This window comes from Pseudomonas sp. OA65 (assembly GCF_017498305.1).
GTDB lineage: Bacteria > Pseudomonadota > Gammaproteobacteria > Pseudomonadales > Pseudomonadaceae > Aquipseudomonas > Aquipseudomonas zanjanensis.
This window is the reverse complement of the sequence record NZ_JAGDEZ010000013.1, coordinates 106,835-121,663: the sequence shown is the minus strand read 5'-3', so window position 1 is coordinate 121,663 and position 14,829 is coordinate 106,835. Positions and strand designations below refer to the sequence as shown.

14 protein-coding genes and 1 pseudogene are annotated in these 14,829 nt (G+C 62.3%); 10 read left to right on the top strand and 5 right to left on the bottom strand.

Features of this window, described 5'->3' with window-relative positions:
• Window positions 1-13: 13 nt before the first annotated feature.
• The 3 genes from J3361_RS13965 to J3361_RS13955 all read right to left on the bottom strand — a co-directional run bounded on the left by J3361_RS13965 (window position 14) and on the right by J3361_RS13955 (window position 3,278).
• The gene (locus tag J3361_RS13965) at window positions 14-1,270 is read right to left on the bottom strand and encodes an MFS transporter (RefSeq protein WP_207965073.1); all 1,257 of its coding nucleotides are present in this window, start codon (window positions 1,268-1,270) and stop codon (window positions 14-16) included.
• A 12-nt stretch (window positions 1,271-1,282) separates the two neighbouring features.
• Window positions 1,283-2,215: a transporter gene (locus tag J3361_RS13960; RefSeq protein WP_207965072.1), complete on the bottom strand. Its 933-nt coding sequence runs from the start codon at window positions 2,213-2,215 to the stop codon at window positions 1,283-1,285.
• A 70-nt stretch (window positions 2,216-2,285) separates the two neighbouring features.
• Window positions 2,286-3,278, bottom strand: coding sequence for a helix-turn-helix domain-containing protein (locus J3361_RS13955; RefSeq protein ID WP_207965071.1), 993 nt, complete (start codon window positions 3,276-3,278; stop codon window positions 2,286-2,288).
• 141 nt (window positions 3,279-3,419) lie between these two features.
• Here J3361_RS13955 and J3361_RS13950 point away from each other — a divergent pair, with 141 nt between their 5' ends.
• The gene (locus tag J3361_RS13950; protein WP_243458869.1) at window positions 3,420-4,439 is read left to right on the top strand and encodes a helix-turn-helix domain-containing protein; all 1,020 of its coding nucleotides are present in this window, start codon (window positions 3,420-3,422) and stop codon (window positions 4,437-4,439) included.
• Window positions 4,440-4,465: 26 nt separating this feature from the next.
• On the opposite strand, the gene J3361_RS13945 is transcribed toward J3361_RS13950, so the two are convergent.
• Window positions 4,466-5,407, bottom strand: coding sequence for a LysR family transcriptional regulator (locus tag J3361_RS13945; RefSeq protein WP_279382075.1), 942 nt, complete (start codon window positions 5,405-5,407; stop codon window positions 4,466-4,468).
• A 388-nt stretch (window positions 5,408-5,795) separates the two neighbouring features.
• On the opposite strand from J3361_RS13945, the gene J3361_RS13940 reads away from it, so the two are divergent.
• From J3361_RS13940 to J3361_RS13920, 5 genes and pseudogenes are all read left to right on the top strand, one after another.
• Window positions 5,796-7,328 (top strand): ATP-binding protein, encoded by a 1,533-nt coding sequence (locus J3361_RS13940; RefSeq protein WP_347709629.1) that lies wholly within the window; start codon window positions 5,796-5,798, stop codon window positions 7,326-7,328.
• A complete protein-coding gene (locus J3361_RS13935) occupies window positions 7,325-7,975 on the top strand; it encodes a response regulator transcription factor (RefSeq protein ID WP_207965070.1) in 651 nt (216 codons plus the stop codon). Before J3361_RS13940 ends, J3361_RS13935 begins: the two co-directional genes overlap by 4 nt.
• Window positions 7,976-8,077: 102 nt before the next feature.
• The gene (locus J3361_RS13930) at window positions 8,078-8,452 is read left to right on the top strand and encodes a response regulator (RefSeq protein ID WP_207965069.1); all 375 of its coding nucleotides are present in this window, start codon (window positions 8,078-8,080) and stop codon (window positions 8,450-8,452) included.
• Between the two features lie 236 nt (window positions 8,453-8,688).
• Window positions 8,689-9,891 (top strand): NAD(P)/FAD-dependent oxidoreductase, encoded by a 1,203-nt coding sequence (locus J3361_RS13925; RefSeq protein ID WP_207965068.1) that lies wholly within the window; start codon window positions 8,689-8,691, stop codon window positions 9,889-9,891.
• Window positions 9,892-10,101: 210 nt separating this feature from the next.
• A pseudogene (locus J3361_RS13920) lies at window positions 10,102-10,424 on the top strand (LysR family transcriptional regulator); the annotation flags it as partial.
• 90 nt (window positions 10,425-10,514) lie between these two features.
• On the opposite strand, the gene J3361_RS13915 reads toward J3361_RS13920, so the two are convergent.
• Window positions 10,515-11,429 carry a LysR family transcriptional regulator gene (locus J3361_RS13915; protein WP_207965067.1) on the bottom strand — a complete coding sequence of 305 codons (915 nt, stop codon included), beginning with the start codon at window positions 11,427-11,429 and terminating at the stop codon, window positions 10,515-10,517.
• Between the two features lie 122 nt (window positions 11,430-11,551).
• On the opposite strand from J3361_RS13915, the gene J3361_RS13910 reads away from it, so the two are divergent.
• The 4 genes from J3361_RS13910 to J3361_RS13895 all read left to right on the top strand — a co-directional run bounded on the left by J3361_RS13910 (window position 11,552) and on the right by J3361_RS13895 (window position 14,829).
• A complete protein-coding gene (locus tag J3361_RS13910) occupies window positions 11,552-12,391 on the top strand; it encodes a pirin family protein (RefSeq protein ID WP_207965066.1) in 840 nt (279 codons plus the stop codon).
• Between the two features lie 51 nt (window positions 12,392-12,442).
• Complete coding sequence (locus J3361_RS13905) at window positions 12,443-13,519, top strand: alkene reductase (protein ID WP_207965065.1); 1,077 nt, start codon at window positions 12,443-12,445, stop codon at window positions 13,517-13,519.
• A gap of 135 nt (window positions 13,520-13,654) precedes the next feature.
• Window positions 13,655-14,077 (top strand): nuclear transport factor 2 family protein, encoded by a 423-nt coding sequence (locus J3361_RS13900; protein WP_207965064.1) that lies wholly within the window; start codon window positions 13,655-13,657, stop codon window positions 14,075-14,077.
• Complete coding sequence (locus J3361_RS13895) at window positions 14,074-14,829, top strand: SDR family NAD(P)-dependent oxidoreductase (protein ID WP_207965063.1); 756 nt, start codon at window positions 14,074-14,076, stop codon at window positions 14,827-14,829. Before J3361_RS13900 ends, J3361_RS13895 begins: the two co-directional genes overlap by 4 nt.

The following is a 14,829-nucleotide window of genomic DNA, read 5'->3' as shown; positions in this document are numbered from 1 at the left end:
CAGGTTCCTTATGTCACGACGATTGATGTGAGCCGACGGTGCTTGCTTGTCCCTGAGCCCTTCTCCGCAGGCCGACGACGACCCAGAGCAGGGCCAAGGCAAAACTGCTCAGGGCCAGCCACTGGATGGCGTGACGCAGATCGCCGGCGAAGACCATCACCAAGGCCACCACCAGCGGACTGACGAATTGGCCGATGTACAGGCATGAGGTAAACCCGCCCATGCCCCGGCCGCGGGTGCTGGCGGTCAGGGCATTCATCACCGGCGCCATCACGTTGGGCACCAGCAACCCAGCCCCCAGGCCCTGAACGAATACCGCCACCAGCACGTCGTTGTAGCTTTGCCCGCGCATCAGCAGCCACAGCCCCACGCCCATCAGGCCGAGCAGCAGCGCGTTGCAACCGGCGATGCCGAAGCGGCGGCGCAGCCACGGCCACATCATCGAACCGCCCAAAGTCGCCAGCAGGCTCAGTCCCGCGGCCAGGCCGATCATGGTGCTAGAGGTGATGCCCAGACTGACCAACAGCGTCGGCGCCTGGATCGGCATGACGAAGGTCAGGACCATGCCACCCAGGATCATCAGGTAGCCGGCCAGCAGTGGCAGCACGGCGACCTTGCCCGGCCCCGACGCGTCGACGCACGGCTCGGTCAGTTGCGGCTTCGCCACTGGCGGTTCCCAGAGCACTTTCAGCATCGCCGGCACCAGCAGCAACGGCAGCAGATACAGCAGGAACGGCGCACGCCATGAATGCTCGCCGAGCACACCGCCCACCACGAAAAACAGTGCCCCCACCAGGCCGATGGTCACCACCTGGCGATTGACGTAGCGCAACCGCTCCTCGCCCTGCCAATAGTCGGCGATCAGCGTCGCGCAGCAGGTCATCACCGCCGCCTCCGTGCAGCCGAACAACAACCGCGCACCGACAATCGAAGGCAGGCTCTCGAGCAGGGCTGGCAACGCGCCAAGCAAGGCGTAGAGCACCGTGGCAATCACCAGCAGGGCCTTGCGCCCAACCCGGTCGGCCAACCAGCCCGCCAAAGGCGCGCACACGGCAATCGCCAGGGCCGGGCCGGTGATCGCCAGCGGCACCAGTAGATCGGCGCGCGGTTCCAAGGGACCGAATTCGGCGCCCAACCTGGGCAGGATCGGCGTGACCATCACCGCGCCCATGATCGTCAGGCTGCTGCCCAGCATCAGCACCCCGCCTTCGCGCCAACCGGCCTGGCGCGACGGGGTGGCCGCCGGTGAAATGGAATTTGATTGGTTCATGGCGAGCCTCTTTTAGAAACTGTGAGAAATACGCAGCGCCGTGGTGTAGCCCTCGGCGCGGTTTCGCACATCGAGCTCCTTGTAGACGTGCAGCCACACCGGGGGTATGCCGGGCTTGAAGTAGCTCACCGCCGGCCCGACCGCCAACACCCGGGCGCGATTGCCCGCTTCCAGGCCCGGCGCATCGTCGTCGGTGAATTGCCGGTAGTAATAACCGCCCACGCCGACGGTCCATGGGCCGACGTGTTGGCCCACGGCGAATTCGTGACGGTACTCGACGCCATTCTTGTAGTTGGTGGCGTGGTTGCGCGTATTGATGTCGGCTTCGAAGCTCGAAGACACCTCGAAACCGCTGTCGGAGATGTACGTGGCGTTGAGGATCGGTGAGAAGGTCCAGTGGTTGAGGCCCGGCGAGATCAAGCGATCCTTGTCGTAGTCGCCCGTGGGGGCCTGGATCTGGAACTGGGCGTTGACGAACAGGTTCGGCGACAAGGTCCACTGCAGGATCACCGGCAGCACCTGCATATCGGCCATGCGAAACGGATCGGCTTCCAGGTCCAGCGGCCCGACAGGCGTCTGCACCTGTACCGAAGCGTCCATCTGGAAGAACGGCACGACGGCGCCGAAGCCATACTTGGCGCCCAGCACGGTGTAATCGGTCATGCGCATGTAGGCGACGCCGATGGACAAGACATCCAGGGAGAAGTTGTTGTCCACGGACTTGCCGTGGCGATCCTTCTGCACGTTGGCCGAGTAGAACGCGGTGCGCAGGCCGACGGTGCCAAAGGGCGTGGCCGGCGGCATCATTCCCGCGCCGAAATCGTAGACCCCGACCGCCGTGGTCGGCGCACCGTTTTCGGTGCCATGGGCAGCGCTACACGCACCAATCAGCCCCAAGGTCAACCAAGTACAGCGCCAGGCGTTTGCTTTTTTATTTTGATTCATCGAATGCCCCTCCAACCCTGTGGTGTTGGGGTCATCCTAGGGAGCCGGCCTGATTAGCCGTTATCCGTTTTCAGCACAGTTGCGTGCGACGCAAGGTTTGCGAAGGTGTCTCGCCGAACAGCACCCGGTAGTCGCTGGAAAACCGGCTCAAGTGCCAGAACCCCCAACGTGCCGCCACCTCCTGTACCCCATGGACAGGGCCGCCGCTGCGCAGTTCGCGGCGCACAGCGTTGAGGCGCAACGCCCGCAAATAGGCCACGGGGTTGATGCCCAGGGTTTCCTGGAAGCAGTACTGCAGTTTGCGTCGGCTGGCACCGATGTGGTTGCACAGGTCGAGGATCGACAGCGGCTCATCGACATGGGCCAAGGCGTACTCCCGGGCGCGGTCGACCATGCGCTTGCGCGCCGTGGGATTGAGCGGCGGCGCCTCGTCCGGTGCCACCAGTTCCAGTATGTGCAGCATCACCGTGTCACGCAGGCCACGGCGAATCGACTCATACCCCAGCAACGAATCACGCCCCTGCTCGCCTCCTTCAAGCTCATCGAACAACGCCGCCAGCTCGACGGGCAGCGTCGAGTCACCGAGACGGTAACACTTGGGAAGATCGGTAATTCGAAAGCGACTGCCTTGGCGCTCCAGCACATGCTCCAACGCCTGCTCGTCGACGGCGACACCGAGCAGGTCCAGATGTTGGGGCGTGCGTAGCTCAGGCAGGTTATGGCCACGAGCGACCATCAGACTGGGCTCGATAATCGGGTGCCCGGAGCAAAAGACCGGCCCGTCCGCACTCAGCGGCACGCTGAAGGTGATGGAGCCCTCCCAGGCCATGCCTTGCTTGGTCAGGGCCTGGTTAGAGCGGTCGCGCACCAGTTGCATCCACTCCGAGCGAAACTCGACCAATTCGCCGTCGAAGCGCCCGGGGGTCAATTGGTCATAGCAAACCTGCCAACCGCCCATGTTCCGAGCGTGCTCGTCGATGTCTGTGGTGCGGAACCGATTGATCGGCAGCATCGGCAACCCATCCGACGAGACTACGGGCTGCGTCATGTTGTGATTGTTCATTGACCTGACCTTTGATGATTCCAGGGCTTATGGATCAAACCGAGGCAAGTTCCATTCCGCCTGGCAGGCCACTCGTTCAATTGTGCCGAAAACGGATAGACTCCTTTACCACTCCTGACGAAAATCCAGCGCGAAGCGATCATGAACGAAATGACCCTGGATATTGGCACCGCCGTCGAGTCCATTTGCCAACCGCGCACCTTGGTATTCCTCGCCTACCCGCAGATGGGCCTGCTGGATCTGACCGGCGCCCAGACCGTGTTCTGGGCCGCCACCAAAGCCATGACCGAACGCGGCCTGCCCGGCTACGCCATGCACACCGCCAGCCTGGCAGGCGGGTTGATGCAAAGCGCCGAGGGCCTGGCCGTGGCTACCCGTGCCCTGCATGAACTCGATGGGACGCTCATCGACACATTGATCGTTCCCGGTGCGCCGGACATACGGCAAGCAATGATTGACTGTGTCGACCTGGTGCAATGGCTGCGCGATGCTTCGGCCCAGGCCAGGCGCACCGCATCGGTGTGCAGCGGCACCTTCCTCATGGCCCAGGCCGGGTTGCTGGACGGACGCCGGGCCGCCACCCATTGGGCCATGTGCGAGATGCTCAAGAGTGGTTTCCCGTCGATTGAAGTGGACCTCAATGCGATCTTCATCCAGCAGGACAACGTGTGGACCTCGGCCGGTGTCAGCGCCGGCATCGACATGGCCCTGGCCTTGGTCGAAGCCGACTGCGGTCGCGACGTGGCCTTGCAGGTGGCCCGTGAACTGGTGGTATTTCTCAAGCGCCCCGGCGGGCAGGCGCAGTTCAGCCAAGTGTTGCAATTGCAGATGCAGGAGCGCGCCGGGTTCGACGAGTTGCACGTCTGGATCTCCGAACACCTGGACGACAACGACCTCACTGTCGAACGGCTGGCCCGCCAGGCCAGGATGAGCCCGCGCAATTTCGCCCGGGTCTACAAACGCCAGACCGGCCGAACCCCGGCCAAAGCCATCGAAATGTTCCGCCTTGAAGCCGCGCGGCGAATGCTCGAAGACTCCCAACGCAACATCGACCAGATCGCCCGGTCCTGCGGTTTCGGTGACGAGGAGCGAATGCGCCACACCTTCCAGCGCCACCTGTCGATTTCCCCTCGGGAGTATCGCAACCGCTTTTCCCGCTGAGTGCGAAGCCCTGCGGCTTCGTCCTGTCAGGCCACTTGCCTGGATCGCTCCTGCGAGTCGTCCTGCTCGGCCAGGAGCGCGCTGCAACGGGAACGCAACCAGCGCTCCCCCGGATCATTGTGCGAGGCGCCACGCCAGACCATGGAAAGCGCGTGCTCGGGCAAGCAGATGGGGGCCGCCTGCGCGCGCATGCCGGTCGTCACAGCCATGGCCTGGGCAACGTAATCCGGCACGATGGCGATCATATCGCTCTCGGCCAACAGCATGGGCAAGGCGCTGAACTGCGGCACGGTCAACACCACCCGGCGCTGTCGGCCCATCAGGCATAACGCGCGGTCCGAATCATCGATGACATTGCCCATGGACGACACGACGGCATGGGGCCGACGGCAGAAGTCATCCAGGGTCAGTTCGCCGGGCTGCGAGTCGGCGCGCAACAGCATCGGCCGAATTGGCCGCAGTGTCTTGCGCCGGGCATTGGCCGGCAGTTCCAGGGTCGGGCTGATGCCCAGGGAAATCTCGCCGCAGGCCAACAGCTGGGACACCTGCCATTGATCGGCCCGGCGCACCACCAAGGTGGTGCCAGGCGCCTCGACCCGCAGGCGCCGCAACAGCTCCGGCAGCAGCGCGTACTCGACGTCATCGCAAAGGCCGACATGGAAGGTCGCCTCGCTGGTGGCCGCCTCGAAAGCCTGGCAGCGGCTCAAGGCAGCGGCGATACCGTCCAGGGCCGGTGACAGATTGGAGAAGATTTCCCGCGCCCGGGAGGTCGGCTCCATCAACCGTCCGGAACGGATGAACAAGGGGTCATCGAACATCAACCGCAGGCGCGCCAGGGCGCTGCTGATCGTTGGCTGGCCGAGAAACAGCTTTTCGCTGACGCGGGTCACGTTTCGCTCATGCATCATGGTTTCGAAGACCACCAGCAGATTGATGTCAGCACGACGCAGGTCATTTCTGTTCATCATAGTCGTCGCCCCAGGCACCAGGCCATTGAGTCAGGAGTGGACACGTTCATCACCTGCGCCTTCCATCAAGGCCTACGGCGACGAGGTGTTGAAAGCGTAATCCCCGAGGCGCACCCGGTCTGTTGTACGTGGGGACACTCGCCTCACCCTTTGGGCCATGCCATCGATACTTCGGTATACACCCACGCCCGGACGAACCCTGCCTTTGTGGCGAGGGAGCTTGCTCCCGCTGGGCTGCGCAGCAGCCCCCTCTCTTTGGCAGGACCTGGCGGGATTTCAGGGTTATATGTCCTACCTCAGGCAAAGCGGCGCTTCGTAAGATACGAACCGATGCTCTGTCCGCGACATCCCAGAGCGAGACCATGTAAAAAACAGAAGGTCTGCCAGCGTGCCCCTACCCTCCGCGATGCTCAAGCATGTCTATGACAGCCTGCGATACACGCCAAGCCAGGGTGGGTCTCGGCCGTCGATGGGCATCAGCACCCACCCACTGGTCAATGCCCTGGGCTGGGCGGTGGGCCTGGTGGTGGCCTGCGGGATTTTCATCATCAATTCCGAAACCCATTCCGACCTGGCCCCGACCCTGCTGTACATCACCTTGTTGTTAATGGCAGCCAACCTGTTTTCCATCAACCTGGTAATCACCGTCGCGCTGATGTGCATGGGCCTGCTCACCGCGATGTTCTTGTACAACGGCGGCTATCACCGCTGGGAATCGACCACCGGTTTCTTCCGCTGCCTGACTGCATTGTCGGCGATCGCCTTCCTGGCCCTGCGCAGCAAGCAGGCTTCCGACAGCCTGCGGCACAACGAGGCCTACCTGATCGGCGCCCAGCGCCTGAGCCAGACCGGCAGCGTGGGTTTTCGCGGTGATCGGCAGGCGCTGTCCTGGTCGCAAGAGTCGGCACGGATCTTCGAGTACCCGCCCAGTAGGCCGCCGACGGTGTCGATGATGCTGGAACGCACCCACCCCGAAGACCTGGAGTTGGCCCGCGGAGTTTTCCAACAGGCGGCCGCTGGCGAACCGCAGATCGAGGTCAAGCTACGGCTGCTGATGCCGGATGGACGCATCAAGCACATCCACATGATCGCCAGCCCCCTGCTGGTCCAGCACGGCCGATGCCAGTACCTTGGCGCACTTATGGACGTGACGGCCAGCAAGCAGGCCGAAGAAGCGCTGTTCCGCGCCCAGAGCCAACTGGCCCACGTCACTCGCCTGACCTCCCTGGGGGAAATGGCCGCGTCCATCGCCCATGAGGTCAACCAGCCGCTGACGGCCATCACCAGCAGCGGCGAGGCCTGCCGCCGCTGGCTCGAACGCCCCAAGCCGGACCTTGGGGAAGCCTTGGATTGCCTCGACCGGATTGTCGCCAACAGCTGTCGCGCCAGCGAGGTCATCAACGGCATCAGGGCGCTGTCGCGCAAGTGCGATCCGTTGCGCCAGCCCGAGGGACTGGACGACATCGTCCGCGAGACCCTGAACCTGGTCCAGCAACAACTGGCGCATCATAAAGTCCGGGCGAAGATGGACCTGGCAGCGCCCGACGGCCAGATCAGCGCGGACCGGGTACAACTGCAGCAAGTGATCATCAACCTGATCATCAATGCCTGTCACGCCATGGACGGGGTCAAGGTACACGAACGAACCTTGCTCATACGCACCTGGACGGAGAATGACGAAGTGCTGCTAAAGGTGACCGACCACGGAACCGGCATTGCGCCCGAGGTCCTGCCGTCCTTGTTCAATGCGTTTTTTACCACCAAGGAAAACGGCCTGGGCATGGGCCTTTCCATCTGCCGCTCCATCATCGACTTCCATGACGGCAGGATCTGGGCGACCAGCGACGCCGGCCAAGGCACCTCGTTCAGGTTCGCGCTGCCGCAGCTCAATTGCAACGCCCTGTCGGGAAACAGCCAATGAACGCCCAACAACCCACCAGCCCGGTCATCGACAACGACCCTATCGTCTATATCGTCGACGACGACGCACCGTTGCGCCAATCCCTCGGCAGCCTGCTGCGCTCCATCGGCCTGCAGGTCCAATTGTTCGCTTCGGTCGCGCAATTCATGAACCATCCCAGGCCTGAGCAACCCAGCTGCCTCGTGCTGGATGTGCGACTGCAAGGTACCAGCGGCCTGGATTGCCAACGGCAGCTGGCCGCCGCCAATGTTCAATTGCCGATCGTGTTCATGACCGGTCACGGCGACATCGCCATGACCGTGCGGGCGATGAAGGCCGGTGCCGTGGATTTCCTCGCCAAACCGTTCCGCGAACAGGACCTGATCGACGCGGTGACTGCCGCCCATCACCAGGACCGCCAGCGACGCGAGTCCGAACGCGGCCATCAGCAAGTGCTTGACCGTCACGCCACCTTGACGCCACGGGAGCAGCAGGTCATGGCCCTGGCGGTGTCGGGCCTGATGAACAAGCAGATCGCCGGGGAACTGGGCTTGAGTGAAATCACCGTAAAGATTCACCGCGGCCAGGCCATGCGCAAGATGTGCGCGCGCTCATTCGCCGATCTGGTGCGCATGGCCCAAGTGCTGGAACTGCGCGGCGAACATTAGAAATGCTCATACCCACGTATACTTGGCGGGGCCGCCGGACGGCGTATCTTGCAGTGACACGGGCGCCTTTATGGCCACCTGATATCACCTCCAGGTATCGACATGTCCAACACGGCAATTATTTCAATCATTGATGACGATGAGTCAGTTCGAATTGCATTGGATGGCTTGTTACGTTCCCACGGCTATCAAGTTAAAACATACGCCAGCGCCTTGGACTTTCTATCTTTCGGTGAACTTGAAAGCACGGCTTGCCTGATATCGGATATTCAAATGCCTGGCATGACCGGTATTCAGATGTACGATCGATTGGCGAACCAGGGCATTCTTATCCCGATCATATTCATCACCGGATACCCTGGCGTGCCCCCTCGTCTCAGCATTGCCGCGCCCAAGCCGGTGGCATTTTTTCCAAAGCCCTTCGACTGCGCTGAGTTGATCGCCTGTATCGAGTCGGTACTTGCTCATTCCACTTGACGAAATCGCAGCGTCATACCTTCGTATAGATCCCCCCTACCCAGGCATAGGCCTGATGACCTTATGTAGCAGTGTCAATCACGGTCCCGGTCAATAAGCTTTCCCACAGCGAACCAGAACTGAATGTGCTCGGTATCAATTCATCGAAGCCAGGCATTTCTGGAGAACTTCGCGACACGGTCACGCTGAAACAGTTAAACAATTCAACGTATCGATTTAGTCTTCGGGAGCTCATCATGAAACAACATATTCTGGTTGTTGGCGCAGGTTTCGGCGGGGTCTGGAGCGCATTGAGCGCCGCCCGGCTGCTCGACCAACACGATCGCAATGACGTGCAGATCAGCGTCCTGGCGCCCCAGGCTGAGCTGCGCATCCGCCCTCGTTTCTACGAACCGGATGTCCATACCATGGCCGCACCGCTGGGTGACCTGTTCGACGCGGTTGGCGTGAAATTCGTACAGGGCTCGGCGAGCAGTATCGATGTCGACAATAAGCGGGTTGGCTACGTGGATGTGTTCGGCACCCAGGGCACCCTGGGCTACGACCGCCTGGTGCTCGCGGCGGGCAGCCAACTGGTTCGCCCTGACCTCGAAGGCATGATCGAGCACGCCTTCGACGTTGATGAAATCGAACAGGCCACCCGTCTCGAGGCCCACCTCAAATCCTTGAAAAATCTGCCAGACAGCCCGGCCCGCAACACGGTGGTGGTGGCCGGCGGCGGCTTTACCGGAATCGAAACCGCCACCGAAATGCCCACACGCCTGCGCGCTGCCCTCGGTGAGGACGCGAGCATCCGGGTCATCGTGGTGGATCGCGGGCCGCAGATCGGCGCAGCGTTGGGCGACGGTATTCGTCCGTCCATTGTCGAGGCGTCCGAACACCTGGGTATCGAATGGATCCTCAACGCCTCGGTCGAGTCGGTGGATGCCGGTGGCGTTACCCTGTCGAGCGGCCAGCGTATCGAGTCCCATACCGTGATCTGGACCGTGGGTTTCCGCGCCAGTCCGTTGACCCAACAGGTACCCGGCACCCGTGATCGCCAGGGTCGCCTGCACGTCGATGCCAACCTGAAAGTCCTGGGCCAGAACGACATATTCGCCAGCGGTGACGTGGCCTACGCCGCCACCGACACCCTGGGCAACTACGCGGCAATGTCCTGCCAGCACGCCATCGCCCTGGGCCGCTATGCCGGCAATAACGTCGCCGCCGACTTGCTGGGCGTCGCGCCGATGGCCTACAGCCAACCCAAGTACGTGACCTGCCTGGACCTCGGTGCCTGGGGCGCGGTGTATACCGAAGGCTGGGATCGCCAGCTCAAGTTGGTCGGGCAAGAAGCCAAGGAGCTCAAGACCCAGATCAACACGGTGTGGATCTATCCGCCGGCGGCTGATCGCGCGGCCGCCCTGGCCGCAGCCGACCCATCGATTCCGGTGGCCTGACCTCCATATCCGACCCCGGCCAGTCTCTCCTTTCTGCGCCGGTCTTTCCCGGACGCCTGCCAACGATACTTGGGCAGGCGTTTTTTTCGGCGCTCGTCGCCAAGCCAGGCTGAATATCGTCACTGCCCAGCAAAATCCGTATCAATGCCCGCCCCCTACTCCTTATGCACAAGGTAAGGTAGGCCGTCATCATCCGGACCGAGGTGTACCGTGGCGTCCTATTCCTTGCGTCAGTTGAAGTACTTCGTCACCACCGTTGAATGTGGCAGCGTCGCTGAAGCGTCCCGCAAGCTGTACATCGCCCAGCCGTCAATTGCCGTCGCCATCAAGGGTTGGAAGACAGTTTCGGCGTGCAACTGCTCATTCGTCATCACGCCCAGGGCGTATCGTTGACGCCCGGTGGCGCGCGTTTCTACCGCAAGGCCCAGGAGCTGTTGCGCATGGCCCGGGAGTTCGAGCAGAACGCGCTGGCCGACAACGACGTGGTCAGCGGGCAGATCGACATCGGCTGCTTCGAAACCGTCGCCCCGCTCTAGTGGCGAGGGAGCTTGCTCCCTCGCCACGGTATTCCGGGGCGGCAGACAATGGCTTATCCCGCCACGACGCCGGCCTGAGTGACTCACTCACTGCATCCGCGCCGGAAACGCCTTGAGTTCCAGCTTCTCCATCACCAACCCGATGAACGCCGAAACCGCCAGCGGCAACTGCCGCCGGCTCGGATAGAGCACATTCAGGCCGAAGCCGGTGCGTTGGTATTGCGGCAGCACCCGCACCAGCCTTCCGGCTTCCAGGTCGAGGCTGCTCAGCGCCCCCGGCAACACAGCGATGCCCAGGCCGGCGACGGTCGCCCGGCGCAACGCCTGGGCGGTGTTGGCGTGGAAGCGGCTGGCGATCTGCACCTGTTCCTCGATGCCGTCCGGGCCAACGAATCGCCAATGGGCCATGCCGCCGGGATGAGCGAAACTCACGCCGTCGTGGTGAACCAGGTCCTGCAACGAAAGCGGTGCGCCGCGCGCGGCAATGTACGCGGGGCTAGCAACCATGCCGTCACCGTCGTTCTTGAGCAGTTGGCGGCCGACATACCCCGAATCCTGCAACGGACCGCCACGAAAGGCCACGTCAATGCGGTCGGCAATCAGATCGACCCGAGCATCGCTGAGCACGAAATCAAGTTGTACTCGCGGATGCGCGGCTAAAAAATCGGCCACCCATTCCATCGGGAAGAAATCGAAAAAGTCCGCCATCGCCGCGATGCGCACCAGGCCGCTGGGCTCCTCGCTGCCCATCATCAGTTCCTGTCCGGCGTCCATCAGGCCGTCCACCGCATCCACGCAGCGCTCATAAAACCCCTGGCCCGCATGGGTCAGCGTGAGTTTGCGGGTCGAGCGCTGCAAAAGTCGTGATTCCAGCTGCACCTCCAACTGCTGGACCCGTCGGCTGACGGTGTTGGAAGGCATGCCCAGGCGCCTGGCCGCTTCAGCGAAACTGCCGCTGCGGACCACTTGGACGAACAGCGCAACATCGTTGAGATCGAGCATGGCGCGCACATTCCTTCGTTATATGGACGAGTTCAATCCGATTGTATCGGCTAATCAATCTATTGGCAGGCACTTATCCTTCTCGCATCGAGGCTCAACGCCCAAGACTTGGAGGCAACCCCATGAACAGCATCGTCGCAGCGCCACCCCGCGCCATCGTCCATCGCACTGCTGGCAGCAGCCATGGGCCAATCACCCGGCTCATGAGCCCCGGCGACCTGGGCCAGCTCTGCAAGCCATTCGTGTTTCTCGATCACTTCGCCTTCAACGCAGATGCCCTGCAAAGAGGTTTCGGCATGCACCCGCATTCCGGGATAGCCACGCTGACTTACATGATCGAAGGCCAAGTGATCTACGAAGACACCACCGGCCAGTCAGGCACGCTGCCCAGCGGCGGCATGGAGTGGATGCAAGCCGGTAACGGCGTATGGCACACCGCTCGACCGGTTGCGGGTTCGCCGATCCAAGGCTTCCAGCTCTGGGTTGCGCTGCCGGCGGCAGAAGAAAATTCTCCGGCCCGCAGCGTCTACCTGGCCCCCTCCGAGATCCCCCGCGAAGGTCCGGCGCTGGTGTTGCTTGGCGAATACGGCGCAGCCCGCAGCAGCGTCGCCTCCCCGGCAGGCATGAATTACCTCGCCGTGCAGTTGCAGGACAACGAGCACTGGCGCTACACGCCTCCGGCCGGGCACACCGTCGCCTGGCTGGCGGTCAACAGCGGCGGCCTCAGCGCCAACGGCAAGGTCAATGCCGGGGAAATGGTGGTGTTCGAAGAATCCGGCGCGGCCATCGACATCGTTGCCCGGGGCGCGACTTCCTTTGTGCTCGGTTCGGCGGTCAAGCATCCCCATGATCTGGTGATGGGCTACTACTCGGTGCACACCAGCGAGGCCGCCCTGGAAAAAGGCGAGAAAGAAATCCAGCGCATCGGCGCCCTTTTGCAACAAGAGGGTCGGTTGGCCTGACCGACCCTCGACTAAATCCCTAATTCCTACCCAATCCCTTAGAGGTGAATCATGACTGACATCGATCTCGATCTTTTGTTGTCCCGCACTCAAGTCGGCAAGCTGTCCCTGAAAAACCGTATGATCATGGCGCCCATGACCCGCAGCCGCGCAGGCGCTGGCGATGCCGCCACGCCCTTGATGGCCGAGTACTACAGCCAACGCGCAAGCGCCGGCCTGATCATCAGCGAAGGCTCCCAGGTGTCGGCCCAGGGCAAGGGTTACCTGAGAACGCCGGGGATCTTTACCCCTGAACACATCACCGGCTGGAAACAAGTGACCGACGCGGTCCATGCCGAGGGCGGGCAGATCTTTTTGCAACTCTGGCATGTGGGCCGTCTTTCCCATCCCTTGGTGCAAGTCAACGGCGCCCAACCCGTCGCCCCCTCGGCAATCAAGGCCGATGGCGAGATCTACACCGCCGAAGGCCTCAAGCCCTACGAACTGCCACGGGCCCTGGAACTCGATGAAATCCCCGGGGTAATCGCCGACTTCCGCCAGGCGGCCGTCAACGCGAAGGTCGCCGGTTTCGACGGCGTGGAGATTCATGGCGCCAACGGCTACCTGATCGACCAGTTCCTGCGTGACGGCACCAACCAACGTACCGATGCCTACGGCGGCTCGATCGAGAACCGCGCGCGCTTCCTCAAGGAAGTGGTCGAGTCGGTGATCGAAGTCTTCGGCGCCAGCCGCGTCGGCGTGCGCCTGTCGCCGATCTTCAGTTACTTCTCCATGAGCGACAGTAACCCGCAAGCAACATTTGACTACACGGCCAGGATGCTCAGCCGCTATGGCTTGGCTTACCTGCATATCGTGGAATTGGGCGAAGGCTCGTTCGACTTCCTGGAGCTCAAGCGTCGCTTTGGCGGGACGTACATTGCCAATGGCGGCTACAGCGCCGAACGCGCCGCCACTGCCATCAGCCGTGGAGAAGCAGACCTGGTGGCATTCGGCACGCCGTTTTTGGCAAACCCGGACTTGGTGGAACGGTTCAAACGGGGCCAGGCGCTGAACATCCCTGACGCCTCGACGTTCTACCAGGGCGACGAGCGTGGTTATACGGACTATCCGACTTTGACCGAGGCTTGATTAGGAGCGTCTCGCTTAGGCTTGTACAAATAGAGAAAATACTTGTACAAAAAGCTTTAATTTGTACAAGTCGTGCAGTAGGCTTCTGAAAACTTGTACAGGCATCACTTCCTGTACAACAATCGGAGCCTATGCATGTCCGTCTACCTCCAGCGTTTCGCCCACGCTTTCGCCGAGCTGGACGCCAGTCGCCTGGCTGAGCTCGATGAGCTCTACAGCCCCGACGTTCAGTTCCAAGACCCTCTGCACCGGATCGAAGGCCTGCCGGCCCTGCGCACCTACTTTGCCCAGTTGTACGCCAACGCCAGCAACCTGCGCTATGAATTCCACGCCTTCGATGAAGTCGGTCCCGGAGAGGGCTATCTGCGCTGGACCTTGCATTTCAGCCATCCGCGCCTGGCGCAAGGGGCGCCCATCGCGCTGCAAGGTTGCAGTTATCTGCGTTGGAACGACCGAGTCTACTGGCATCAAGACTTTTTCGACGCAGGTGCCCTGCTCTACGAACATCTGCCGCTGTTTGGATCAGTAATTCGCTGGCTCAAGCGGAGGTTGGCATGAGCCGTGTCTGGCTGACCGGCGCCAGCAGTGGGATTGGCGCGGCATTGGCAGCAGTCCTTTTGGAACAGGGGCATCACCTGGTTGTGAGTGCGCGCCGGACCCAATCCCTGGAGACCTTGGCCGCACGCTATCAAGACCAGATATGGGTGCTCCCGGGCGACCTGACCGACCCGCACCAGGTCGCCACGATTTGTCAACAGATCGACCTTCATTGGGGGGCGCTCGACCTGGTGATTCTCAATGCGGGCACCTGCGAATACCTGGAGCCGGGGCACTTCGACACCCGCCTGGTCGAACGGCTCGTCAACACCAACCTGCTAGGGACTTGCCACTGCCTTGAGGCCGCCTTGCCGTTGCTGCGCCGAGGCCAGCGTCCCCATCTGGTGGTGGTGGGCAGCGCGGTCACCTGGCTGGCCCTGCCTCGTGCCGGCGCCTACGGTGCGTCCAAAGCCGCGTTGCGCTATCTGATCGAATCCTTGCGCATCGACCTGGCCGCCGAGGGAATCGACGTCACCCTGGTCAATCCCGGCTTCGTCGACACACCACTGACCCAACGCAACGACTTCCCCATGCCCATGCGTTGGTCGGCGCAACGAGCCGCCCGCCATATCGCCCGACGCCTGCCGGCACGGCCGCTGGGCATTACCTTTCCATGGTCCTTCACGCTGGTCCTGCGCCTACTCGGGCATTTACCCGCTCGCTGGCGGCTGGCCCTTGGCCAACGCCTGGCTCGCCCCTCCAAGGAGCCTTGA